The organism is Roseomonas sp. BN140053 (assembly GCF_047690175.1).
Classification (GTDB): Bacteria; Pseudomonadota; Alphaproteobacteria; order Acetobacterales; family Acetobacteraceae; genus Roseomonas.
Genome location: NZ_JBLLEB010000009.1, coordinates 107,835 through 129,400 on the forward strand (window position 1 = coordinate 107,835; position 21,566 = coordinate 129,400).

The 21,566-nt window shown below is 72.3% G+C and carries 22 protein-coding genes and 4 tRNA genes; 10 read left to right on the plus strand and 16 right to left on the minus strand.

The window, feature by feature from the left end; genetic code table 11:
- Positions 1 to 42 precede the first annotated feature (42 nt).
- The 8 genes from ACLIBK_RS11165 to uvrC form a co-directional block, all read right to left on the minus strand.
- Entirely contained in the window at positions 43 to 1,377 is a 1,335-nt protein-coding gene (locus ACLIBK_RS11165; RefSeq protein WP_415387331.1) for a hypothetical protein, read from the minus strand.
- On the minus strand, positions 1,374 to 2,810 hold the full coding sequence (locus ACLIBK_RS11170; RefSeq protein ID WP_415387332.1) for a hypothetical protein: 1,437 nt from the start codon (positions 2,808 to 2,810) through the stop codon (positions 1,374 to 1,376). Before ACLIBK_RS11170 ends, ACLIBK_RS11165 begins: the two co-directional genes overlap by 4 nt.
- Positions 2,798 to 3,250 (minus strand): molybdenum cofactor biosynthesis protein MoaE, encoded by a 453-nt coding sequence (locus ACLIBK_RS11175; protein ID WP_415387419.1) that lies wholly within the window; start codon positions 3,248 to 3,250, stop codon positions 2,798 to 2,800. Before ACLIBK_RS11175 ends, ACLIBK_RS11170 begins: the two co-directional genes overlap by 13 nt.
- Before the next feature lie 46 nt (positions 3,251 to 3,296).
- A complete protein-coding gene (gene moaD / locus ACLIBK_RS11180; protein WP_415387333.1) occupies positions 3,297 to 3,548 on the minus strand; it encodes a molybdopterin converting factor subunit 1 in 252 nt (83 codons plus the stop codon).
- Positions 3,549 to 3,558: 10 nt separating this feature from the next.
- The gene (locus tag ACLIBK_RS11185) at positions 3,559 to 4,254 is read right to left on the minus strand and encodes a hypothetical protein (RefSeq protein ID WP_415387334.1); all 696 of its coding nucleotides are present in this window, start codon (positions 4,252 to 4,254) and stop codon (positions 3,559 to 3,561) included.
- Between the two features lie 65 nt (positions 4,255 to 4,319).
- Positions 4,320 to 4,928, minus strand: a complete 609-nt coding sequence (pgsA, locus tag ACLIBK_RS11190) for a CDP-diacylglycerol--glycerol-3-phosphate 3-phosphatidyltransferase (protein WP_415387335.1) — start codon at positions 4,926 to 4,928, stop codon at positions 4,320 to 4,322.
- A gap of 356 nt (positions 4,929 to 5,284) precedes the next feature.
- Positions 5,285 to 7,018, minus strand: a complete 1,734-nt coding sequence (locus tag ACLIBK_RS11195) for an OprO/OprP family phosphate-selective porin (protein WP_415387336.1) — start codon at positions 7,016 to 7,018, stop codon at positions 5,285 to 5,287.
- 149 nt (positions 7,019 to 7,167) lie between these two features.
- The gene (gene uvrC, locus ACLIBK_RS11200) at positions 7,168 to 9,057 is read right to left on the minus strand and encodes an excinuclease ABC subunit UvrC (protein ID WP_415387337.1); all 1,890 of its coding nucleotides are present in this window, start codon (positions 9,055 to 9,057) and stop codon (positions 7,168 to 7,170) included.
- A 325-nt stretch (positions 9,058 to 9,382) separates the two neighbouring features.
- Here uvrC and ACLIBK_RS11205 point away from each other — a divergent pair, with 325 nt between their 5' ends.
- Positions 9,383 to 10,177 carry a class I SAM-dependent methyltransferase gene (locus tag ACLIBK_RS11205; protein WP_415387338.1) on the plus strand — a complete coding sequence of 265 codons (795 nt, stop codon included), beginning with the start codon at positions 9,383 to 9,385 and terminating at the stop codon, positions 10,175 to 10,177.
- Here ACLIBK_RS11205 and ACLIBK_RS11210 read toward each other — a convergent pair.
- The 8 genes from ACLIBK_RS11210 to ACLIBK_RS11245 all read right to left on the minus strand — a co-directional run bounded on the left by ACLIBK_RS11210 (position 10,095) and on the right by ACLIBK_RS11245 (position 16,682).
- Positions 10,095 to 10,496, minus strand: a complete 402-nt coding sequence (locus ACLIBK_RS11210; RefSeq protein WP_415387339.1) for a dihydroneopterin aldolase — start codon at positions 10,494 to 10,496, stop codon at positions 10,095 to 10,097. The two genes, ACLIBK_RS11205 and ACLIBK_RS11210, sit on opposite strands and share 83 nt — an antisense overlap.
- Before the next feature lie 58 nt (positions 10,497 to 10,554).
- Positions 10,555 to 11,358, minus strand: coding sequence for an SDR family oxidoreductase (locus tag ACLIBK_RS11215; RefSeq protein ID WP_415387340.1), 804 nt, complete (start codon positions 11,356 to 11,358; stop codon positions 10,555 to 10,557).
- A gap of 34 nt (positions 11,359 to 11,392) precedes the next feature.
- Positions 11,393 to 11,821, minus strand: a complete 429-nt coding sequence (locus ACLIBK_RS11220; RefSeq protein ID WP_415387341.1) for an SRPBCC family protein — start codon at positions 11,819 to 11,821, stop codon at positions 11,393 to 11,395.
- A gap of 164 nt (positions 11,822 to 11,985) precedes the next feature.
- On the minus strand, positions 11,986 to 14,178 hold the full coding sequence (uvrB, locus tag ACLIBK_RS11225) for an excinuclease ABC subunit UvrB (protein ID WP_415387342.1): 2,193 nt from the start codon (positions 14,176 to 14,178) through the stop codon (positions 11,986 to 11,988).
- Positions 14,179 to 14,386: 208 nt separating this feature from the next.
- Entirely contained in the window at positions 14,387 to 14,644 is a 258-nt protein-coding gene (locus tag ACLIBK_RS11230; RefSeq protein ID WP_415387343.1) for a GlsB/YeaQ/YmgE family stress response membrane protein, read from the minus strand.
- 177 nt (positions 14,645 to 14,821) lie between these two features.
- Positions 14,822 to 14,896, minus strand: a tRNA-Thr gene (locus tag ACLIBK_RS11235).
- A 231-nt stretch (positions 14,897 to 15,127) separates the two neighbouring features.
- Complete coding sequence (locus ACLIBK_RS11240) at positions 15,128 to 15,358, minus strand: hypothetical protein (protein WP_415387344.1); 231 nt, start codon at positions 15,356 to 15,358, stop codon at positions 15,128 to 15,130.
- Between the two features lie 178 nt (positions 15,359 to 15,536).
- The gene (locus tag ACLIBK_RS11245) at positions 15,537 to 16,682 is read right to left on the minus strand and encodes a TrmH family RNA methyltransferase (RefSeq protein WP_415387345.1); all 1,146 of its coding nucleotides are present in this window, start codon (positions 16,680 to 16,682) and stop codon (positions 15,537 to 15,539) included.
- A 159-nt stretch (positions 16,683 to 16,841) separates the two neighbouring features.
- Here ACLIBK_RS11245 and ACLIBK_RS11250 point away from each other — a divergent pair.
- From ACLIBK_RS11250 to rplA, 9 genes are all read left to right on the plus strand, one after another.
- A tRNA-Tyr gene (locus tag ACLIBK_RS11250) sits at positions 16,842 to 16,924 on the plus strand.
- 48 nt (positions 16,925 to 16,972) lie between these two features.
- A tRNA-Gly gene (locus ACLIBK_RS11255) sits at positions 16,973 to 17,046 on the plus strand.
- Between the two features lie 89 nt (positions 17,047 to 17,135).
- A complete protein-coding gene (gene tuf / locus ACLIBK_RS11260) occupies positions 17,136 to 18,320 on the plus strand; it encodes an elongation factor Tu (RefSeq protein ID WP_415387346.1) in 1,185 nt (394 codons plus the stop codon).
- Positions 18,321 to 18,451: 131 nt separating this feature from the next.
- Positions 18,452 to 18,937: an RDD family protein gene (locus ACLIBK_RS11265; RefSeq protein WP_415387347.1), complete on the plus strand. Its 486-nt coding sequence runs from the start codon at positions 18,452 to 18,454 to the stop codon at positions 18,935 to 18,937.
- A gap of 37 nt (positions 18,938 to 18,974) precedes the next feature.
- Positions 18,975 to 19,051, plus strand: a tRNA-Trp gene (locus ACLIBK_RS11270).
- Between the two features lie 78 nt (positions 19,052 to 19,129).
- Entirely contained in the window at positions 19,130 to 19,324 is a 195-nt protein-coding gene (gene secE / locus ACLIBK_RS11275) for a preprotein translocase subunit SecE (protein WP_415387348.1), read from the plus strand.
- Between the two features lie 81 nt (positions 19,325 to 19,405).
- The gene (nusG, locus tag ACLIBK_RS11280) at positions 19,406 to 19,942 is read left to right on the plus strand and encodes a transcription termination/antitermination protein NusG (RefSeq protein WP_415387349.1); all 537 of its coding nucleotides are present in this window, start codon (positions 19,406 to 19,408) and stop codon (positions 19,940 to 19,942) included.
- A 322-nt stretch (positions 19,943 to 20,264) separates the two neighbouring features.
- Positions 20,265 to 20,699 (plus strand): 50S ribosomal protein L11, encoded by a 435-nt coding sequence (rplK, locus tag ACLIBK_RS11285; RefSeq protein WP_415387350.1) that lies wholly within the window; start codon positions 20,265 to 20,267, stop codon positions 20,697 to 20,699.
- Positions 20,700 to 20,703: 4 nt separating this feature from the next.
- Positions 20,704 to 21,393, plus strand: coding sequence for a 50S ribosomal protein L1 (rplA, locus tag ACLIBK_RS11290; RefSeq protein ID WP_415387351.1), 690 nt, complete (start codon positions 20,704 to 20,706; stop codon positions 21,391 to 21,393).
- Positions 21,394 to 21,566 lie beyond the last annotated feature (173 nt).

Genomic DNA, 21,566 nt, shown 5'->3' on the forward strand with positions numbered 1-21,566 from the left:
ACCGAAAATAGAAGGGGGTCCGGGGGGATACTTCCCCCCGGCTTATTGTTTCTCCGTCGTCTCCGGCCGTCGCAGCAGCCCCCAGGCGGCCGCCAGCGGCAGCAGCCAGATGATCCGCGCCTCGTAGCGGTGATGCGGCTTGCTCAACGCCCCGGTGGCCAGGGCGTTGGCGCTCAGCCCCACCAGGGCGCAGAGCACGAAGCCCAGCCGCCGCGCGTCGCCGCGCCGCGCCGCGTGCCACCAGGCCAGCAGCACCAGCGGCACGGACAACAGCAGCACGGGGACGTGCGGCCACAGGAAGGGCGTTGCGCGGGCCGGCAGCAAGCCGCGGGCCTGCGTGCCGGCCTCGTAGCGGGCCAGTTCCGCGGCCGGAAAGCCTTCGCGGATCCAGATGCGCGCGGACACGTCGAGATAGAGGCTGCCCAGCGTGTCGCCGACCTCCGCCTTGCTCAGCTGCGCGACGCCGTTGCGCAGGGAATCCCACAGCACGGCCAGCGGCTGGTCGCGCAGCGTGGCGGCGATGATGGCGCTCGCCTCCGGCGCCAGCCGGGCGGCGCCCATGACCCGTTCGGTGCCGTCGGGGTCGCGGTTCACCGGGCTTTCCGGCGCCCAGAGGAACCAGTCGCTGTCCGCCGGCAGGGCGGCGAGCTGCCCGCACAGCAGCCAGCCGGCCTCGGGGCAGCGCTCGCGCAAGGTCTGCGTGGCCGTGCCGTCCTCCTGCAGCCGCGCCAGCAGGAAGGCCGAGCCGTAGGGGGACAGGCTCACGCGCCCATGCCCGACCGCGTTGGTGGCCAGGATCAGCGCCAACGCGCCGAGCAGCGGCGCCGCGGCCCGCAGGGTGGGCCGCAGCCGGCGCGTCAGCAGCAGCACCAGCGCCAGCACGGCAATGGCCTGGATCAGGTGCGACAGGTGCGCGGCGATGCACAGCGTGCCCAGGGCGACGACGGCCAGGCGCTCCGCCCGCGACAACCGGTCCCAGCCGAAGCCCAGGAGAAACAGGCACAGCGTCACCGCGCCGGTCAGGGCATCGGGCATCAGGGTGGCGGCGAACCAGGGCAGGGAGGTCAGCGCCGCCAGGGCGATGCAGGTCAGCAGGTGCAGCCCGGCGGAGACCCGCCCCAGGACGACCCGCCCGGCCAGCCAAAGCAGGGTGGACAGCAACAGCCCTTGCATGGCCGCTGATGGCCAGAGCGACCAGCGCCAATGGCCGAGATGCAGGAAGGGACCGTAGACGTAGGTCTTGTCCCAGGTCATCTGCGGCACGACGGTCTGCCACAGGTAGGACGCCGTATCGATGAAGACGAGCGGGTAGCCGTTCAGCGCGCAGGGCCAGAGCAGCAGCACCGCCCCCGCCGCGACGGCCAGCAGACCCTTCATGCCCGCCGGGGCGGGGGCAGCGCCAGCAGCAGGGCGGCGAAGGGCATCAGCCAGGCGATGCGGGCGCCGTAGCGCAGGTGCGGCTTGCTCAGCGCGCCCGTGGCGGCGGCATTGGCGGCCACCCCCAGCAGCACGCAGAGCACGAGGCCGAGGCGGCGCGGCGCGGCGCGCTCCCGCCACCCCAGCCAGACCAGCGCCAGCGCCCCCAGCAGCAGCACCGGCGCGTGAACCGGCAGGAAGGGCGCGGCCCGGGCGGGCAGGGCGTGGCGGTTCTGGGCAGCGGCGTCGAAGGCGGCCAGTTCGCGGGCCGGGAAGCCCTCGGCGATGCGCGGGCGCAGGCCGTCGCCCAGCGCCTCGCGCGGCAGGATGTCGCCGATGCCGGCCAGCAGCAGCTGCCGGCCGGTGTCGCGCAGCGCGTCCAGGACCACGGCGCCGGGTTCCCGCGCCAGGGTTGCCGCCACGATCTCCCGCGCCTCGGCCGAGAGCAGCGCGCCGCCCAGGAAGCGCGGCTGCCCCGCCGCGTCGCGGTTCACCGGGCTGTCCGGTTCCCACAGGAAGGCGTCGCTGTCGGTGGGCAACCGGCCGGCCCAGGCGCAAAGGTACCAGCCGGCCTCCGGGCAGCGCGCCGCCACCGTGCGCGCCGCCGGGCCGTTGGCCACCAGCCGCGCCAGCAGGAAGGTGGCGCCGTGCGGGGACAGCGACAGGCGGCCGTGCCCGACCGCGTTGGTCAGCAGCAGCAGCGCGCAGGCCCCCGCCAGGGGCAGCCCCGCCCGCAGCGCCGGGCGCAGCCTGCGGGTCAGCAGCAGGGGCAGCGCGACCAGGGCGGCGGCCAGCGGCAGGTGCGACAGGTGCGCGGCGATCGCCAGTGTGCTCAGGGCGGCGACCCAGAAGCTTTCCCGGCGCGTCAAGCTGTCCCGGGCGAAGCCCAGCAGGAACAGGCCGAGCAGCGCCACCGCGGCCAGGATATCCGGCATCAGCAGGGCGGCGACCCAGGGGGCGGTGGTCAGCGCCGCCACCGCCGCGGTCAGCAGCAGGTGGCGCGCCGGCGTGGCGGACGGGGCGAGGGTCGCGCCGGCAGTGCCAGCGGCGCTGGGGATGTTAGCGGTGCCCGTGGTGCCGGCAGTGCCGGCCCTGCGAAGTGTCACCGCCCGCTGGCACAGCCAGAGCAGGTGCGACAGCGCCAGCCCCTGCGCCAGCACCGGGCCCCAGAGGGTGACGCGCCAGTGGAACAGGTGCAGCAGCGGCCCGTAGATCCAGGGCTTGTCCCAGATCATCAGCGGCCCGAGCGTCTGGTGCAGGAAGGCGCCGGTGTCGCTGAACAGGATGGGATAGCCGTTCAGCAGGGCGGGCCAGACCAGGATCAACCCGCCCCCCAGCACGGCGGCCAGCGCGCCCGCGCGCTGCCGGGGGGAGCGGCCGGCTAGCGCTGCCAACGCGCCGCGCGCGAGTCGTCCTCGGCCTTCGCTTCCACCCAGCGGTTCTCGCCGGAAGGGAGTTCCTCGCTCTTCCAGAAGGGCGCGCGGGTTTTCAGCCAGTCGATCAGGAAGGCGCAGCTTTCCAGCGCCGCGACCCGGTGGGCGCTGGCGGTGAGCACCAGCACGATCGGTTCGCCGGGCGTGAGCCGCCCGACGCGGTGCACCACGGTGCAGCCCAGCAACGGCCAGCGCGCCGCGGCCTCGTTTCGGATGGCGGCCAGGGCGGCTTCCGTCATGCCGGGGTAGTGTTCCAGCGTCATGGCGCGCAGCCCGCCATCGCCGCGGCACAGCCCAACGAAGGAGGCCAAGCCGCCCACATCCTCCCGCCCGGCATGAAGGGCGGCGGCCTCGGCGCCGAGGTCGAAGGCCGCCTCCTGCACGGCGACGCGGCCGGGCAGGGAGGCGGCCAGGGTGGCGGCGGCCAGGGTGGCGGCGGGCGGGGGCTCAGCCACCCGTCACCGGCGGAAAGAAGGCGACCTCGTCATTGGCCGCCACCGGCTCCTCGGGGCCGCAGAAGTTCTGGTTCACCGCCGCGCGCACCTGCCGGACCTGGCCGAAGGCATCGGCATGGCCGGGGGAGCGTTCCCCCAGCCAGCGCATCAGGGCGCCCACCGTGTTCACCTCCGGCGGCGGCGACACCTCCTCGGCCGACGTGCCGACCTTTTGCCGCACCCAGGCGAAGTAGAGGATCTTCATCCGACGCGTCTCAGCGCGGCGAGGGCACCACCTGCACCTGCCCTTCGGGGCCGATGAGGGTGGTGGTCGGCCCCTGCGGCACGGCGAGGCCGGAACCGCCGCCGGGGGTGGTGAAGGTCTGGTAGGAGCCGGTGCCGCCGGAGGTCACGGCCGGGCCGCCACCGGGGATGGGGATGACGCGGCCATCCGCGCGCGGGGCCGGCGGGGTGGCCGGCTCGCCACGCGCCGCCGGGACGCGCGGCGGGGCCAGCGGGTCCAGGGGCCCGGGCGGCGGCGTGCCGCTGCCGCGGCGGGCCGTGCCGGGCACCGGGGCGCGCGGGTTGGGCGCGGCTTCCGGCGGCACGGCCGGGCCGGGCCCGTCGCTCAGGATGCGCGGCTGCGGCGGGCTGCCGCGCTCGCGCGCCGCCCGTTCCAGCGCCGGGGCCTGCAGGGGCGGCTGGCGCTGCGGCTGGTCGGGATTGGCCAGGGTGGTGCGGGCCGGCTCCTCCGTCGGCCACACGTTGCCGTCCTCGGGCAGCAGGGGCTCGGCGTTGAGGTTCTGGCCGGTGATGCGCTGCACGGTCAGGCTGTCGGGCGCCACCAGCGCGCCGTCGCGGCGGCCGAAGGGGGCGAAGTCGGCGCCGCAGCCCACCAGCACCAGGGCCAGCGGCAGCACGGGAGCGAGCGCCCGGAGCGGCTGGCGAGCGGCGCGCAGGCAGTGGCTCATGATGCGGTATCCTTGCTTGTCGCGGTGCAACATGCGCCCGGCCCCCCGCCGTCTCAAGGCACCCGTCACGACGGGTGGCGGGCGGTTCCGCGGTCGCGGCTGTCCTGGGCCTCGGCGTGGCGCAGGCCGGACAGCATGTAGTCCCAGCCCGTCACCAGCGTCAGGGCCGCGGCCACCCAGAGTCCGGCCTCGCCCAGCAGGGAGATCGGCAGGAAGTCGAGCCGCAGCACCGCCGCCCCCGAATCGCCCGCCAGCAGCACGCCCAGGGCGCCCATCTGGAAGCCGGTCTTCCACTTGGCCAGCCGGGTCACGGGCATGCCGACCCGCAGGCTGGCGAGGTATTCGCGCAGGCCCGACACCAGGATCTCGCGCAGCAGGATCACGATGGCCGGCAGCAGCCCCAGCAGGGACAGGTGGCCCAGCCCGGCCAGCAGCATCAGCGCCGCCCCCACCAGCAGCTTGTCCGCGATGGGGTCCAGCATGCGGCCGAAGGCGGAGATCAGCTGCCGTTCGCGGGCGATCTTGCCGTCGAAATAGTCGGTGATGGCGGCGGCCGAGAACACCGCGCAGGCCCCCAGGTCGCCCCAGCCATCCTGCGCATAGGCCAGCAGGATCACCAGCGGGATCGCCGCGATGCGCGACAGGGTCAGCAGGTTGGGCAGGTCTGTCGGCATGGGGGCTCCCCGGCTTGCCTTCTAGCCACACCGCGGCGCCGCCGCCAACCGGGCCGGTGCCGGCGCTGGTTGCCCGAACGGCGCCGGGGCGTCGCTCCGATGCCGCGCGACGCCGGCGGCCCGGGGGCTGTGGCCTGTCCGGCCCAGGCGGAGCCGGTCGGGTGCGGCGGTTCGCCTTACTTCCTTACGACCTTACTTCCTTACCGCGACCGCTCGCAGCAGGGCGTTTTTCAGAAAATAATCCTACAACAACAGCGGCTTGGCGGTCAAGCCCGCCGCGCGATGTGGCAGATTCGGCGCTTTCTGCCACATCCCGCCGCAAGTGGCAGATTCCGCGATTTCTGCCATGTCCCGCCCTAGAAGGCCGCCTGCGCCCGCAGCGCGACCTCGTCGAAGCGCTGGCCGATCTGGGTGGTGCCGGCGGCGTTCAGCCGGTCCACGGAAACATTGTTCCAGTCCAGCATGAAGCGGAGATTGTTGCTCGGATACCAGTTGAGGCCCAGGCCCAGCACCTCCTGCCGCCCGCCGAAAACGCCGCCCGTGGCCGCGGCGGCGCGGCCGCGCGTCACGCGGTCGTTCAGGTCCACCACGCTGTAGCGGCCCACCAGCTCGAAGGCGCCCAGGCCGCCGTCGCGCAGGCTGAAGGGCTGCCGCGGCCGGATGCCTTCGAAGGCGCCGCCGCTGGTGGAATAGCTGCGCGCTTCGCCGGTCAGCACCCAGCTCGCCTCGGCATAGCCACCCTCGAAGCGCAGGTCGGGGCGCGGGGCGGTGCCGCTGCGGGACTGGTCCACGCCGATGCGGATGTACTCGCCCTGCAGGAGAAAATTGCGCCAGCGCAGGGCGAATTCCGGGCCCCACTCGTGGGCGCCATCGGCCGGGATGGCGCCGGTGGAGATCAGCCGGTTCTGGTCGATGCGCAGTTCCGGCCGGTCCTGCAGGGTGATGTTCTGGCCGCCCGCGGTGCGGCCGATGTCGAAGGCCAGGGAGCCGGACAGGCCCAGGTGCAGGTCCCAGTCGGCCGCCGCCACCGGCCGGCCGGCCAGGCGGAAGGCGGCGCCGGTCTGCTGCGGCGTCGCCTCGGAGGAGGACTGGGAGCCGTAGTTGCCGCCGGTGAGGTAGCCCGACAGGAACCAGCGCTCCTCTGCCCAGCGCGCGCCGAAGGCGGCGCGGCCGTCGCCGGCGGCGATGCTGCGCGCGATCTCCACGACCGAGGGTCGTTCCAGGAACAGGAAGTCGTTGGAGCTGGTGGCGTCGCCCAGCGTCAGCCAGGGCTTGAAGTAGCCGGCGGTGACCATCAGCGCCCGCAGCGGCGTCCAGTTCAGGCTGGCCTCGTAGAGGCTGGGATCGCCGTCGGGCGAGCCGCCGAAATCCGGCGTGACGTTGAGCTGGACGTCGTCGTAGCGGAACACGAAGGGCAGGCGGCCGCGGCGCAGGTTCTCGCCGAAAGTGTTGAGGTGCGGCGTGCCCCTCTGGTCCGGGGTGCTGCGCCGGTCGCGGATATAGCCGCCGATGTCGTACTGGATCTGCGCCCCCACCGCCGCGGAGAAGCGCCCGTCGCCCGAGGTGAAGGTGGGGCGGCCGGAGGGGAAGGACACCCGGCCCGGCCCGGCGGCGTCGGCGCCCGCCGTGGTGGCGGAGCGGGCGGCGCTGTCCGTGTCCTGCGCCACCTGGCCGGAACCGGACTGCACGCCGCTGGCCGCGGGCTGGCCGCCGCTGCCGCCGGTGGGGGCGCGGGCCTGTGCCGTCCTGGCCGCGGACGGTCCGGCAGCAGCGGCGGGCGAAGGGGCCTGGGCCGCGGTGGCCGTGGGCGGCCCGCCATCGGCCGGGGAACGGGCCTGGGCCGTGGCCGCCGGTGCCCGGCCGCGCGGGGCGGCGCGGGCGGTTGCCGTTTCGGCGGGGCGGCCGGGGCGCGGTTCCGCAGGGCGGGCGGCGACCTCGCGGCGTAGGCGGCTCAGCTCGGCCTGCATCTCGCGCAGCTGGCGTTCCAGCGCCTCGATCCGGGCGCCGTCCTGCGCCGCGGCCGGTGCGGCGGCGGCCGCGGTTCCCAGGGTGGCCAGCAGGGCCGCGCGAAACAGTCCCGACCGTCGCATCCAATGCCTTTTCCCGGCCGCCGCACCGGGCGGGGGCCGGGAAAGGGGGTAGTCCAGCCGGTGCAGCGGTTCCACGGCAGTTCCTTGACGCTGGGATGACGATGCCCTGCATAGCGGCATCCCCCCGGCGCAGGGAAACCGGGGGTTCCTCAGGCCCCGGCCGAGGTCGGGTGGAAGTGTTCCTGGATGCGCTTCGCCATGGACGGGCCGATGCCCGGGCAGTTTTCCAGGTCCTCCAGCCCGGCATTGCGGACCCCGCGGGCGGAGCCGAAATGGTTCAGCAGCCGCCGCTTGATGGCCGAGCCGACGCCGGGGATCTCGTCCAGCTCCGACTTCACCAGCGCCTTGGAGCGGCCGGCGCGGTGGGTGGTGATGGCGAAGCGGTGCGCCTCGTCGCGCAGCCGCTGCAGGTAGTAGAGCACGGCATCGCGCGGCGGCAGCTGGAAGGGCACGTGGCCGGTGCGGTGGAACCATTCCCGCCCGGCGTCGCGGTCGGGGCCCTTGGCCACCGCCACCAGGGGAATGTCGTGCACCCCCAGCTCTGCCAGGATCTCCCGCGCGGCGTTGAGCTGGCCGAGGCCGCCGTCGATCAGCACCAGGTCCGGCCAGGAGCCGCTCTCGCGCTCCGGGTCCTCCTTCAGGGCGCGGCCGAAGCGGCGGTCGAAGACTTCGCGCATCATGGCGAAGTCGTCGCCCGGCTTGATCGGGCCCTTGATGGCGTATTTGCGGTAGGCCGGCTTCACGAAGCCGCCCGGCCCGGCCACCACCATCACGCCGTAGGCGTTGGTGCCCTGGATGTGGCTGTTGTCGTAGACCTCCACCCGTTCCGGCACGGAGGACAGGTCGAAGACCTTGGCCACGCCCTGCAGCAGCGCCTCGTTGGCGGTGCCCTCGGCCAGCTTGCGTTCCAGGGCTTCGCGGGCGTTGGTGGCGGCGTGCTCCACCGCGGCGCGCTTGTCGCCGCGCTGGGGGTGGTGGATCTCCACCTTGCGGCCGGCCTTCAGGGCCAGCGCCTCGGCCAGCAGGGCGGGCTCGGGGATCTCGTGGCTCAGCAGCACCAGGGGCGGCGGCGGCAGGTCGTCGTAGAGCTGCGCCAGGAAGGCTTCCAGCACCTCGCCGGGCGGGATGTCCTGCCGGGCGTGCGAGGGGAAGAAGGCGCGGTTGCCGTTGTTCCGCCCGCCGCGGAAGAAGAACACCTGCACGCAGCACTGGCCGGCGGCCTGGTGCACCGCCACCACGTCGGCGTTGCCCACGCCTTCCATGTTGATGCGGTCGCGGCCCTGGACGTGGGTCAGGCCGCGGATGCGGTCGCGGATGGCGGCGGCGCGCTCGAACTCCAGCGCCTCGGCGGCCTCCTCCATCTCGTGGGCGAGGCGCTTCTGGATGGAGGGGGTTTCGCCTGACAGGAACTGCTTCGCTTCCCGGACCAGGCCGGCATAGTCGTCGCGGCTGATGCGGTCGGTGCAGGGGGCGGAGCAGCGGCGGATCTGGTGCAGCAGGCAGGGGCGGTCGCGGCTCTCGAACACGCTGTCGCGGCAGGAGCGCAGCAGGAACACCCGCTGCAGGGCGGTCAGCGTCTGGTTCACCGCCCAGGCGGAGGCGAAGGGGCCCCAGTAGGAGGCGCCCTTGCGCCGCTCGCCGCGGTGCTTGCCGATCTGCGGGTAAGGATGATCCTCGGTGATGACGAGCCAGGGATAGGACTTGTCGTCGCGCAGGACGATGTTGAAGCGCGGCCGGAGCTTCTTGATCAGGTTGGCTTCCAGCAGCAGCGCTTCCGCCTCGGAGGCGGTGGTGATCACCTCCAGCGAGCGGGTCTCGAACACCATGCGCTTCAGCCGGTCGGGCAGGCGCTGCACCTGGGTGTAGTTGTAGACGCGCTTCCGCAGCTGCCGCGCCTTGCCGACGTAGAGCGCCTCCCCCTTGCTATCCAGCATCCGGTAGACGCCGGGCGAAAGGGGGAGGGTGGCGAGCGCCTTCTCGATCACCTCCCGGCCCTCCATGGGCGGCAGCGGCGTGGTTTCCTCGTGGGCGAAGGCCATGATGTCGTTGATGATCCTGCGGCTCTCGGGTTTATCCCCGGATGCTGTGGATAAGCTTGTGGATGCGACGTGCTCTTTCCAGCGGAAAGCCACGTCTTCCCTAGGGTTCTGCCGTTTGCCTACAGCTTAGGCAATCCTGGCAAGTCATTGTTTTCGCTTGAAAGAACGTAACGTGTTCACCGTGTCCCTCCGGCAGCGGGCCAGCCATGTGGTTGACGCGCCGGCGCGGATGGCGGTTGGGGATGGAGTCGCTGCGCCGCACGCGTCCCCCGCCCTTGCGGAAGCCGCGGGCGGCCGCACATGCCCGCCGCGACCCTTCCCGCCCGTGCCGGAGGCCCAGAGAATCAGCACCGTCCCGCACCTGCCCGAACTGCCCGCGGGCGCGCTGCTCAAGGCCGATCCGGCGCCGGACAGCCTGTTCTACGCCGAGCCGCGACTGGTCGCCCACCTCGACGATGCGGCCATCGCCGCGGTGACCGGCCTGTACCGGGAGGTGCTGCCGGCCGGCGGCGCCATCCTGGACCTGATGAGCAGCTGGATCAGCCACCTGCCCGCCGAGGTCGCCTTCTCGACCGTGATCGGGCACGGGATGAACGCGCGGGAGCTGGCGGCCAATCCCCGGCTCAGCCGCTGGTTCGTGCAGGACCTGAATGCGGACCCCGTGCTGCCGTTGGCCGCCGACAGCCTGGACGCCGTGACCCTCTGCGCGTCCGTGCAGTACCTGCAACGGCCGGTGGAGGTGCTGCGGGAGGTGGCGCGGGTGCTGCGGCCCGGGGCGCCGGTCGTGATCACCTTTTCCAACCGCTGCTTCCCCACCAAGGCGGTGCGGATCTGGCAGGGGCTGCAGGGCCGCGAGCATTGCGCGCTAGTGGCGCTGTACCTGGAACGGGCGGGCTTCGCGGGCGTGGAGGCGCGGGAGCTGCTGTCGGGGCGGCGCAGCGACCCGCTCTGGGCCGTGCTGGGCGCCGCGCCCGGCCAGGACCGGTCCGCGCCGGCGGGGGATGGCCGGGGCAGCGAGGCGGGCGGGGCGGCCGGGCCTAAGGGCGGGGTGGGCGCAGCCGCTCCACCGTCACGCCCACAGCGGCGGCGTCGGGCAGGATGTCGGGCTTTTCCACCGTGACGGCGGCCGACACCACCCGCGGGTCTTCCAGGGCCCGCAGCGCGATGCGCTCGGCCAGGGTTTCCGCCAGGCGGGTGTGGCCGGCCAGGGCCACTTCCCGGGCGCCCTCCGCCACGGCGGCGTAGTTCACCACGCGGGCGAGGCGGTCCTCGCCGATGCCGTGGGGGGCGTCGGGGTCCTCCACCAGCAGCTCGACATGGATCACCACGCGCTGCGGGGCGGCGTGCTCCTGCGGCAGCACGCCCAGGTTGGCCTGCAATTCCAGCCCGCGCAGGAAGACCCGGCGTAGCCGGCGCGCGGCATCGGGGGCATAGGTCATGGCGCGCGGCCGTCCCGCCGGGTGGTGGTACCAAACATTCCGCCGAACACTCCGGGCGTTATTCCGCCTGCGGCCCGCCGCGGGCGGGGGACCATTGCAGGTGCTGCCCGCCATCCAGCGCCAGCATCTGCCCGGTCAGCGAGGGCAGGCACAGGATCGCCAGCAGGGCGCGGCCGACCTCCTCCGGCGAAGTGCCGCGGCCCAGGGGCACGGCCTCGCACTGGGCGCGGAACTGCGCTTCGGTCTGGCGGGGGCTGGGCAGGGCGGGGCCGGGGCCGATGCCGACCACCCGGATGCGCGGCGCCAGCGCCAGGGCCAGGGTCTGGGTCAGGGCCCAGAGCCCGGCCTTGGACAGGGTGTAGGAGGTGAAGTGCGGGGTCAGGCTCCAGACCCGCTCGTCCAGCATGTTCACCACCACGCCTTCCGCGCCCGCCGGCAGGGCATGGGCAAAGGCCTGGGACAGCACGAAGGGAGCGCGCAGGTTGGGTTCCAGATGGGCGTCCCAGCTGGTGCGGGTGGCGTCGTGCCACTCGTCGCGCTCGAAGGCGGAGGCGCTGTTGACCAGCACGCCCAGCGGGCCGAGCGCCGCGCTGGCCGCCGGGAGGAGTTCTGTCACCTCCGCCTCCCGCGCCAGGTCGGCGCGCAGGATCACGGCGCGGCGGCCGAGGGCGCGGATGTCCTCGGCGGTCCGCTCCGCTTCCGCCGCGCTGCCGCCGAAATGCACGGCGACGTCGAAGCCCGCTTGCGCCAGGGCCAGGGCCAGGGCGCGGCCCAGGCGCTTGGCCGCCCCGGTGACCAGGGCGGCGCGCGGCAGGGTGTCCGGCACCGGCCAGGGGCCGAGAGGGGACCGGTCGGGGGTCACGCGGCCGGCTCGCTCACGCGGCGGTTGGCCGGCGTCAGATCTGCGGGTCCTGCGTCGCCGTGCGGCCGTAAAGGCGGGACGGGGCGTCGTGGCTGGGCTCGGAAGGGTCGCCGCCGTCCACGCCCTCGATGTGGGACTTCAGGCTCTGCAGCGCCGCTTCCATGCCGTGTGCCAGGGCTTCGGCGGGCGTCTCGTCCTCCGTGGGGTCGGAGGGGGTGGCGGATTCGGCGTGGATGGTCAGCCGCAGGGTGGCCACCGCGCCGTCGCCGGACACCAGCCATTCGCCGGCGGGGTCGAAGGACCAGCGGACCCGGTGCGACGCGGCATCCGCTTCCAGCCCGTCTTCCGGCAGGTTGGCGTCGTCGCGGCGGAGCTGCGGCACCCAGTTGGGCAGGTTCGCGGGATCGGCGACGTAGCTGAAAACATCGCGGGCCGGCTTGGCGATCGAGATATGCTCTTCCACGGGAAAGTTCCTCCGGCAATGCCGCCGGGCCAACGCCCCGCCGCACTGCGCAGTTGCGTGCCCCGGGGCCGGTGCGGCCCTGGGCTGCCCAATGTGCCGCCGGGGCGGTGATACCCCGCGGCCTGGTCGGTGCGCCGACCGGGTGGCGGCACCCCGGGGCGTCGTCAGTGCGGCGCGCCCTTGCTGCGCCGGCCGCGGCCGCGGGCGGATTTCTTCTCCGGATCGTAGCCGCCGCCGCCGGGGCCGAGCGGCTTGGGCTTCCAGTCGGCCCGGGGGCGGGCTTCGCGGCCGGAGGGGGGCGGGGCGTCCAGCCCGAGCTCCATGGCTTCCAGCCGCTTGATCTCGTCCCGCAGCCGGGCGGCGGTTTCGAATTCCAGGTCGGCGGCGGCGGCGCGCATCCGCTTTTCCAGCTCGGCCACCGAGGCGCGCAGGTCCTTGCCGACGAATTCCGCCGAGTCCGCGCCTTCCACCGCGTCCACGGTGACGTAGTCCTGCTCGTAGACGCTCTGCAGCACGTCGGCGATGTCGCGGCGGATGGTCTGCGGCGTGATGCCGTGCTCGGTGTTGTAGGCGACCTGCTTGGCGCGGCGGCGGTCGGTTTCCTCCAGAGCGCGCTTCAGGCTGTCGGTCATGCGGTCGGCGTAGAGCACCACGCGGCCCTCGGCGTTACGGGCGGCGCGGCCGATGGTCTGGATCAGCGAGGTGGTGGAGCGCAGGAAGCCTTCCTTGTCCGCGTCCAGGATGGCCACCAGCGCGCATTCGGGGATGTCGAGGCCCTCGCGCAGCAGGTTGATGCCCACCAGCACCTCGAACACGCCCTTGCGGAGGTCGCGGATGATCTCGATCCGCTCCAGCGTGTCCACGTCCGAGTGGAGGTAGCGCACGCGCAGCCCCGTCTCGGTCATGTATTCCGTCAGGTCCTCGGCCATGCGCTTGGTCAGGGTGGTGACCAGCACGCGGCCGCCCTTGTCCCGGACCAGGCGGCATTCGGCGAGGAGGTCGTCCACCTGGCCTTCCACGGGGCGGATCTCGGTGACCGGGTCGATCAGGCCGGTGGGTCGGATCACCTGCTCGGCGAAGACGCCGCCGGCGCGCTCCATCTCCCAGGCCGAGGGGGTGGCGGAAACGAAGACGGAGTTGGGGCGGAAGCTGTCCCATTCCTCGAATTTGAGGGGGCGGTTGTCCATGCAGGAGGGCAGGCGGAAGCCGTGCTCGGCCAGGATGGTCTTGCGGGCGAAGTCGCCGCGGTACATGCCGCCGATCTGCGGCACGGTGACGTGGCTCTCGTCCACCACCAGCAGGGCGTTCTCGGGCAGGTATTCGAACAGGGTCGGCGGCGGCTGGCCGGGGCCGCGGCCGGACAGGTAGCGGCTGTAGTTCTCGATGCCTTTGCAGACGCCGGTGGTTTCCAGCATCTCGATGTCGAAGGTGGTGCGCTGGTCCAGGCGCTGGGCTTCCAGCAGGCGCCCCTGCGCGTTCAGGATTTCCAGCTGTTCCTTCAGCTCCTGCTTGATCGACTTGATCGCCTGGATCAGCGTCGGGCGCGGGGTGACGTAGTGGCTGTTGGCGTAGATCGCCACGCGCTCCATCTCGCCCGCCACCTCGCCGGTCAGCGGGTCGAACTCGCGCAAGCCGTCCACCTCGTCGCCGAAGAGCGAGATGCGCCAGCCGCGGTCTTCCAGGTGGGAAGGCCAGATGTCGATGGTTTCGCCGCGCACGCGGAAGGTGCCGCGGCCGAAGGCGGCGTCGTTGCGGCGGTACTGCAACTCCACCAGCGCCTTGAGCAGCACCTCCCGGTCCATGCGGCCGCCCTTTTCCAGGCGCACCGTCATGTTGCCGTAGGTTTCCACCGAGCCGATGCCGTAGATGCAGGACACGGAGGCCACGATCACCACGTCGCCGCGTTCCAGCAGCGCCTGGGTAGCGCTGTGCCGCATGCGGTCGATCTGCTCGTTGATCTGGCTGTCTTTTTCAATATAGGTGTCGGTGCGCGGAACGTAGGCTTCCGGCTGGTAGTAGTCGTAGTAGGACACAAAGTATTCGACGGCGTTGTTGGGGAAGAACGACTTCATCTCGCCGTAGAGCTGCGCCGCCAGCGTCTTGTTGGGGGCGAGCACCAGGGTGGGGCGCTGCACCGCCTCGATCACCTTGGCCATGGTGAAGGTCTTGCCCGAGCCGGTGACGCCCAGCAGCACCTGGTCGCGCTCACCTCGCTGCAGGCCGTCCACCAGGTCGGCGATGGCGCGGGGCTGGTCGCCGCCGGGCTGAAAGGGCGATTCCACGCGCAAGGGGTGCGCGAAGGCCGGGGCAGGGCGCTTCACGGGCTCGAACAGCAGGGGAGAGGTGATCAGGTTCATGGGCAGGCCGGTATCCGCGCAGGCCGCGGTTAGCTGGGGATGCCGGGCCGGAATCGCCAGTCGGCGAGGAACTGCTGCGCGCTGGGCGGGACGGCGCTGCGGCGGGGGGAACGGAGCCGGCGGGCTGCGCGGCGGGGGGCGGTGGCCCCCGGAACGGCCGGAACGCCGGCAGCCCAGGAGCCGCCGGCGTCCGGAACAGTTTTGGCGCTTAGCGGGTGGCCGAGCGGCCGAGCGTGAAGCGGTAGATCACCAGCAGGATGATGGCGCCCACCACCGCACCGATGAAGCCGGCGCCCTCACCCGGCCGATACCAGCCGACGGCCTGGCCGAGATAGGTCGCCACCACGGCACCGACGATGCCGAGGATGGTGGTGATGATGAAGCCGCCGGGGTCGCGCCCGGGCATCAGGAACTTGGCGACGATGCCGGCCAGGAGGCCGATGATGATGGTCCAGATGATACCCATAGGTGGAAAACTCCCGAATCCTGTTCGCCTGAGCGCGGGCCTGGGGCGTGAGTTGCACGCGGAAGGAACGTTCTTCGTCGCGTGGCGCCGGGGGCACAGGCGGGGCGTTCCGGTGTGGGGCGCGGCGTGGGGCGCTGCGCCGTGGCCGCGGGACGGGTTTGGGGCATGTCCGGGGCGTGGTGCCGGGTGAGGGGATCGAACCCCCGACCTTCGGTTTACAAAACCGCTGCACTACCGCTGTGCTAACCCGGCATTGCTGTCGATCCGTTCAACTCTTCCGAACCGACGTTTTCGACTTGCCGGCCGGCTGGCGGCCTGCAACCGCTTCATAGCACCTTCGGCGGAGGTGTCATCCGGCCGCACGTGGATGGCCACCACGGCCCGCCTCCGGTCTCGCCAGCCTCGCCGGGCTTGCTCATCGCGCGGCCGACCCGGCGTGTCCGGGCTGGGCTGGTGGCCGGTTCCGTCCGGGGGATGCGGCGGTCAGGCGTGACCGATGGGGCCGCCATGCCGGTCCGGGTCGTCTCCCTGCAACAGGGCGGCGAGGAGCCGCAGCGCGTCCGGCCCGCCGCGATCGGCCAGGGTTCCCGCCTCCATCTCCGCCGCCAGCCATTCGGCGCGCCGCGCCACCAGCCCCGCGGCGTGCCGCAGCGCCTGCTGCGCCATCGAGAGCTGCGCGTCGTCGCTCAACAGGTGCCATTCGGCGGGCTGCATGGAGTTCGGTGTCCCCTTTCCCGTGGCCGCCCCGGTCTAGTCGCGCGGCGGGCCGGGGCATGCTCGCCGGGGAGGGCTTAACGGCCGGTGCAGCGCCGGCGCGGCCTGCCCGCAGCGCTGGGGCAGGTCGCGGTGAACCGGCCGGCTCGCCGGCGACGGTGCGGTCGCTCGGCGGGCCCTAGTCCGTCGCGGGGCGGTCGCGGGCCAGTTCGTACAGCGCCACGGCGGCGGCGGCCGAAACGTTGAGGCTCTCCATCGCCGGGGAGATCGGCAGCCGCACCAGCTCGTCGCAGGTTTCGCGCTGCAGGCGGCGCAGCCCGGCATCCTCGGCCCCCAGCACGATGGCGGCGCGGCGGTCGCGCGGGGCGGCCTCGGCCAGGCTGCGGGTGGCGTCGCCGGCCAGGCCCATCACCCAGGCGCCCTGGCGTTGCAGCAGCTGGATCACCCGCGACAGGTTCACCTCCCGCACCACCGGCACCACCTCCAGCGCGCCGGAGGCGGCACGGGCCAGGGCGCCGGTTTCCGGCGGCGCGTGGCGGTCCTGCATCACCACCGCCGCGGCGCCGAAGGCCGCCGCCGAGCGCAGGATGGCGCCGACGTTGCGCGGGTCCGTCACCTGGTCCAGCAGCACCACCGGGCCGGACGAGGCGGCCAGGGCTTCCTCCAGCGGCATCGGTGCCAGGGCGTGGCAGAGCAGGGCGGCGCCCTGGTGCACGGCGTCCTCGGGCAGGAAGGTGTGGAAGCGGCTGCGCTCCTCCACCCGCTCCACGGGCAGCTTCCAGGGCGGCGGGCAGCGCTCCACCAGGGCCGCCTGGGCGTCGGCGGTCAGCAGCAGGCGCTTGAGGCGGCGGCGCGGGTTCACCAGGGCGGCGGCCACGGCATGCAGGCCGTGCAGCCACAGCGTCCCGGGCTCCGGGCGCTCGGCCGGCAGGGCCGGGCGCGGGGCGTAGCCGCCGGAGTCGTCGCCGCGCCGGGCGAAGCTGCCCTGCGGCGGGTCCTCGTGCCGGCGCGGGGCGGCAGGGCTGCCGCCGCGGTGCGGTGCGGCGGGGCTGTCGCCGCGGCGCGGCGCCGGGCCGGGGGCGGGTTGGCGGGCGCCGTGGCGGCCGGAGTCGCGGTGCTCGGCCGGAAGCGGGGCGGCGCCGCGCCCGATCGCCTTGGGCGGGCGTTCCTCGAAGGGTTCCGGGTGGTTGTCGTCGGGCTCCGCCGTGCGGCTCTGGCGGGACGCGGGGCGGTTGCGGCCCTGGGACGGGGGGCGGGGCGGGCCGCCCTTGCCGGCGGGAGGGCGGGTGCGGCTTGGGCCGGACGGACGGCGAGGCGGGGGCATGCACGCATCTCGCGCATTGGCCGCGCTGCCACAAGCCGGCAACTGCGGCGGCGGCGGTCGGGAATGGGTCAAAGGGCGGCTTTGGGGGAGGCGGGAAGGCCGCTCCGGGGGCAGCGCGGTTGACAGCGGGGGCGCTTCCCGGATAACCGCCGCCCATGCGGAGGGGTGCCCGAGTGGCTAAAGGGGACGGACTGTAAATCCGTTGGCTCACGCCTACGTTGGTTCAAATCCAACCCCCTCCATATCTGCTGGCGCGAGCTGGCTTCTGCTGGCGGAAGCGCCGGTGCGGCGCGGGTGTAGCTCAATGGTAGAGCCCCAGCCTTCCAAGCTGGTTGTGCGGGTTCGATCCCCGTCACCCGCTCCAGGCAACGCCGCTCCAACACTGTAACCCTGAATCCAACCCCTTCGGGCCACCCCACGGGGAACACGGCCCCACGAGGAACGAGGACCACCATGGCGAAGGCGAAGTTCGAGCGGACGAAGCCGCACTGCAACATCGGCACGATCGGGCATGTGGATCACGGCAAGACGTCGCTGACGGCGGCGATCACGAAGGTGCTGGCGAAGAAGGGCGGTGCGACGTTCACGGCCTACGACCAGATCGACAAGGCGCCGGAAGAGCGTGCGCGCGGGATCACGATCTCGACGGCGCACGTGGAGTACGAGACGGACAACCGGCACTACGCGCACGTGGACTGCCCCGGCCACGCTGACTACGTGAAGAACATGATCACGGGGGCTGCGCAGATGGACGGCGCGATCCTGGTGGTGTCGGCCGCCGACGGCCCGATGCCGCAGACGCGCGAGCACATCCTGCTGGCCCGCCAGGTGGGCGTGCCCGCGCTGGTGGTGTTCCTGAACAAGGTCGACATGGCCGACCCCGACCTGCTGGAGCTGGTGGAGATGGAGGTGCGCGAGCTGCTGTCCTCCTACCAGTTCCCCGGCGACGACATCCCGATCGTGCAGGGCTCGGCGCTGATGGCGCTGGAAGACAAGCAGCCCGAGATCGGCGAGCAGGCGGTGCTGAAGCTGATGGCCGAGGTGGACCGCTACATCCCGCAGCCCGAGCGCGCGGTGGACCGCCCCTTCCTGATGCCGGTGGAGGACGTGTTCTCGATCTCCGGCCGCGGCACGGTGGTGACGGGGCGCGTGGAGCGCGGGATCATCAAGGTGGGTGAGGAAGTCGAGATCGTGGGCCTGAAGGACACGGTCAAGACGACGGTCACGGGTGTGGAGATGTTCCGCAAGCTGCTGGACAGCGGCATGGCGGGCGACAACATCGGCGCGCTGCTGCGCGGCACCAAGCGCGAGGACGTGGAGCGCGGCCAGGTGCTGGCGGCTCCCGGCTCGATCAAGCCGCACGCCAAGTTCAAGGCCGAGGCCTACGTGCTGACCAAGGAAGAGGGCGGCCGGCACACGCCGTTCTTCACCAACTACCGGCCGCAGTTCTACTTCCGCACCACGGACGTGACGGGCGTGGTGAAGCTGCCCGAGGGCGTGGAGATGGTGATGCCGGGCGACAACGTGTCGATGGAGGTCGAGCTGATCGCCCCCATCGCCATGGATGAGGGCCTGCGCTTCGCCATCCGCGAGGGTGGCCGCACCGTCGGCGCCGGCGTCGTCGCCAGCATCGTGTGATCCGCTCCGGCCATCGGCCGGGGTGAGCGGGGAAGGGCGGGTCGCGGGAACGCGGCCCGCCCTTCTCGTTTCGGGGTCGTGCGCGATCCCCGGGCGCGCTAGCCTGGAGTCGCCAGGGGAGGCCGGGGCGCTTGAGCGAGGGCAGGGCGGAGGACGGGCTGTTCTATGCCAGCTTCAGGCTGCGCCTGCTGGCCACGATCCTCGACGCGGCCTGGCTGCTGCCGCTGGGCTGGGTGCTGGGCGCGCTGGGGGCGGGGCTGAAGGGTGGGCCGCTGACATCGGGTGCCGGCCCGCTGATCGCCGCGATCACCGCCCTGTCCGTGCTGCTGTTCTGGGTGGCGCGCGGGACCACCCCGGGCAAGGCGGCGCTGAACCTGCGGATCGTGGATGCGCGCACGGGTGGGCCGCCGCCCTTCCGGCCGCTGCTGCTGCGCTACGCCGGCTGGTGGCTGCCCTGGCTGCTGCTGACCCAGGGCTGGGTGGTGGGGGCCTTTGCCCTGGCGCTGGGCTACCTGTGGATGCTGCGCGACCCCCGCCGGCAATGCCTGCACGACAAGCTGGGCGGCACGGTGGTGGTGGTTGTTGCCGACCGGACCTCGACAGCGCGGTTCGGCTGACTTATAGGGCTGGCCTCGCGCGGTCACGAGGCGCTGCAGGGGCGTAGCTCAATTGGCTAGAGCGCCGGTCTCCAAAACCGGAGGTTGCGGGTTCGAGACCCTCCGCCCCTGCCACTCCTCTTATCGGGCGTTTTCCTCAGCGGGCGGTGCCGGTGTCGGCATCGCCCGCGAAGCGTTGGAGAGAGGCCGCCCTTGGCCAGTTTGAACCCCGTGCAGTTCTTTCGCGAGGTGCGGCAGGAGGTGGGGCGCGTTGCCTGGCCGTCGCGCAAGGAAACGCTGATCACCACCGGCCTGGTGCTGGCGCTGTCGGCGCTGGCCGCGGTGTTCTTTCTGGCGACGGACAAGATCATCCAGCTGGCGATGAGCCTGCTGTTCGGCTTCGGCTGAGCGCGGACCCCATCCCCGTGCGCGCCCGCGGCGCGGCACACGGGGCAGGGGGACCGCCCGGACAAAGGGAGTTTCACGGCCATGGCCGGCAAGAAGTGGTACGTCGTCCACGTCTACTCGGGCTTCGAGAAGAAGATCGCCGAGCAGATCAAGGAGCAGGCCCGCCAGAAGGGGCTGGACGACAAGTTCGACGAGGTCCTGGTGCCCGCCGAGGAGGTGGTCGAGGTCCGTCGGCAGCAGAAGGTCAACTCCGAGCGCAAGCTGTTCCCCGGCTACGTGTTGGTGAAGATGGAGATGACCGACGAGGCGTGGCACCTGGTCAAGGACACGCCCAAGGTCACCGGCTTCCTGGGGGCCCGCAACAAGCCCGCCCCGATCCCGGAGGCCGAGGCGCAGCGGATGCTGAAGCAGGTCCAGGAGAACGTGGAGAAGCCGCGCCGTCCCGCGGTGGTCTACGAGGTGGGCGAGCAGGTCCGCGTCGCCGACGGGCCCTTCACCAGCTTCAACGGCACGGTGGAGGAAGTGGACGAGGAGAAGGGCCGGGTGAAGGTGTCGGTGTCCATCTTTGGGCGCGCCACCCCGGTGGAGCTGGAATACGGGCAGGTCGAGAAGGTCTGATCCTGTTGGGGCGGGAAGGCCGAGGGAGTGAACTCCCCCAGTCCCCCTCCTTTTTTCGAGGGTAAGAGCGCCACCGGCCACGGGCGCACCCCCGAACTCACGAAAATAGAAGGGGGCTCGGGGGGATACTTCCCCCCGACTTGCTGTTTATTTCGGCACCCCAGACCGTCTCGCAGGGCTGCCCTGTCCCGGGATCGTCATTTGGTGGTGGACGGGGTGGGGTAGGGGGTGTAGACCCCGCCCCTCACTCGCACCGACGGACGCGGGAGGCCCCCTTTTGGGGCCGCCACCACCGCGCGCCCCGGTTTCCAGGGGATTTCTCATGGCGAAGAAGATCGTCGGCTATATCAAGCTGCAGATCCCGGCCGGCAAGGCGAACCCGTCGCCGCCGGTGGGCCCGGCGCTGGGTCAGCGCGGCCTGAACATCATGCAGTTCGTGAAGGAGTTCAACGCGGCGACCCAGGGTATGGAGCCCGGCACGCCGACGCCGGTGGTGATCACCGCGTTCTCGGACCGCTCCTTCTCCTTCATCACCAAGACGCCGCCGAACACCTACTTCCTGCTCAAGGCGGCCAAGATCGACAAGGGCACGCAGACCCCGGGCAAGGGCGCCACGGTGGGCCGCGTGACCAAGACGCAGCTGCGCGAGATCGCGGCCGTGAAGATGAAGGACATGAACTGCGAGGACGTGGAGGCCGCCGTGCGCATGCTCGCCGGGTCGGCCCGGTCCATGGGTATGACCGTGGTGGAGGGCTGACGCGATGGCCGGCAAGCGCCTGAAGAAGCTCGTCGAAGGGCTGGACCTGGAGAAGAACTACGGCCTCGACGAGGCCATCAAGCTGGTGAAGGCCAATGCCAACGCCAAGTTCGATGAGACCGTCGAGATCTCGATGAACCTGGGCATCGACCCGCGCCACGCCGACCAGATGGTCCGCGGCGTGGTCGGCCTGCCCAACGGCACCGGCAAGACCGTGCGCGTGGGCGTGTTCGCCCGCGGCGCAAAGGCCGAGGAGGCCGCGGCCGCCGGGGCCGACGTGGTGGGCGCCGACGACCTGGCCGAGGCCGTGCAGGGCGGCAAGATCGACTTCGACCGCTGCATCGCCACGCCCGACATGATGGCGCTGGTGGGCCGGCTGGGTAAGATCCTGGGCCCGCGCGGCCTGATGCCGAACCCCAAGCTGGGCACCGTCACCATGGACGTCCGCGGCGCCGTGACGGCGGCCAAGGCCGGCCAGGTGGAGTTCCGGGCCGAGAAGGCGGGCATCGTGCATGCCGGCATCGGCAAGGCCTCCTTCGACGACGGCAAGCTGCTGGAGAATGCGCGGGCCTTCGTGGACGCCATTCAGAAGGCGCGGCCGACGGGGGCCAAGGGCACCTACGTGAAGAAGGTGGCGCTGAGCTCCTCCATGGGTCCGGGCGTCAAGGTCGACATCGCCAACCTGGCGGGCTGACCCCAAGGAATACGCTTCCCCCCCGGGGGAGGCGGGCAGGGTGCGGCGCCCAGCGTGCCGCGCCCGGAAGACCTGTCGAAGACCGTGGGTGGCCCGGGCGTGGGCCTTGATGCGGCGGAGGCCGCGCCAACGGTAGATGGGGTGCCGATGTTGATCTGGTTCGCGGCGGGGCT

What these genes read in the sequence shown, in the direction of transcription:
- ACLIBK_RS11230 (WP_415387343.1), bottom strand. Translation starts at nt 14,644, where the DNA reads ATGGGTATCATCTGGACCATCATCATCGGCCTCCTGGCCGGCATCGTC.
- pgsA (WP_415387335.1), bottom strand. Translation starts at nt 4,928, where the DNA reads ATGCCGACAGACCTGCCCAACCTGCTGACCCTGTCGCGCATCGCGGCG.
- ACLIBK_RS11210 (WP_415387339.1), bottom strand. Translation starts at nt 10,496, where the DNA reads ATGACCTATGCCCCCGATGCCGCGCGCCGGCTACGCCGGGTCTTCCTG.
- rplA (WP_415387351.1), top strand. Translation starts at nt 20,704, where the DNA reads ATGGCCGGCAAGCGCCTGAAGAAGCTCGTCGAAGGGCTGGACCTGGAG.
- uvrC (WP_415387337.1), bottom strand. Translation starts at nt 9,057, where the DNA reads ATGGCCTTCGCCCACGAGGAAACCACGCCGCTGCCGCCCATGGAGGGC.
- rplK (WP_415387350.1), top strand. Translation starts at nt 20,265, where the DNA reads ATGGCGAAGAAGATCGTCGGCTATATCAAGCTGCAGATCCCGGCCGGC.
- ACLIBK_RS11165 (WP_415387331.1), bottom strand. Translation starts at nt 1,377, where the DNA reads ATGAAGGGTCTGCTGGCCGTCGCGGCGGGGGCGGTGCTGCTGCTCTGG.
- ACLIBK_RS11240 (WP_415387344.1), bottom strand. Translation starts at nt 15,358, where the DNA reads ATGCAGCCCGCCGAATGGCACCTGTTGAGCGACGACGCGCAGCTCTCG.
- ACLIBK_RS11245 (WP_415387345.1), bottom strand. Translation starts at nt 16,682, where the DNA reads ATGCCCCCGCCTCGCCGTCCGTCCGGCCCAAGCCGCACCCGCCCTCCC.
- nusG (WP_415387349.1), top strand. Translation starts at nt 19,406, where the DNA reads ATGGCCGGCAAGAAGTGGTACGTCGTCCACGTCTACTCGGGCTTCGAG.
- ACLIBK_RS11195 (WP_415387336.1), bottom strand. Translation starts at nt 7,018, where the DNA reads ATGCGACGGTCGGGACTGTTTCGCGCGGCCCTGCTGGCCACCCTGGGA.
- moaD (WP_415387333.1), bottom strand. Translation starts at nt 3,548, where the DNA reads ATGAAGATCCTCTACTTCGCCTGGGTGCGGCAAAAGGTCGGCACGTCG.
- uvrB (WP_415387342.1), bottom strand. Translation starts at nt 14,178, where the DNA reads ATGAACCTGATCACCTCTCCCCTGCTGTTCGAGCCCGTGAAGCGCCCT.
- tuf (WP_415387346.1), top strand. Translation starts at nt 17,136, where the DNA reads ATGGCGAAGGCGAAGTTCGAGCGGACGAAGCCGCACTGCAACATCGGC.
- ACLIBK_RS11185 (WP_415387334.1), bottom strand. Translation starts at nt 4,254, where the DNA reads ATGAGCCACTGCCTGCGCGCCGCTCGCCAGCCGCTCCGGGCGCTCGCT.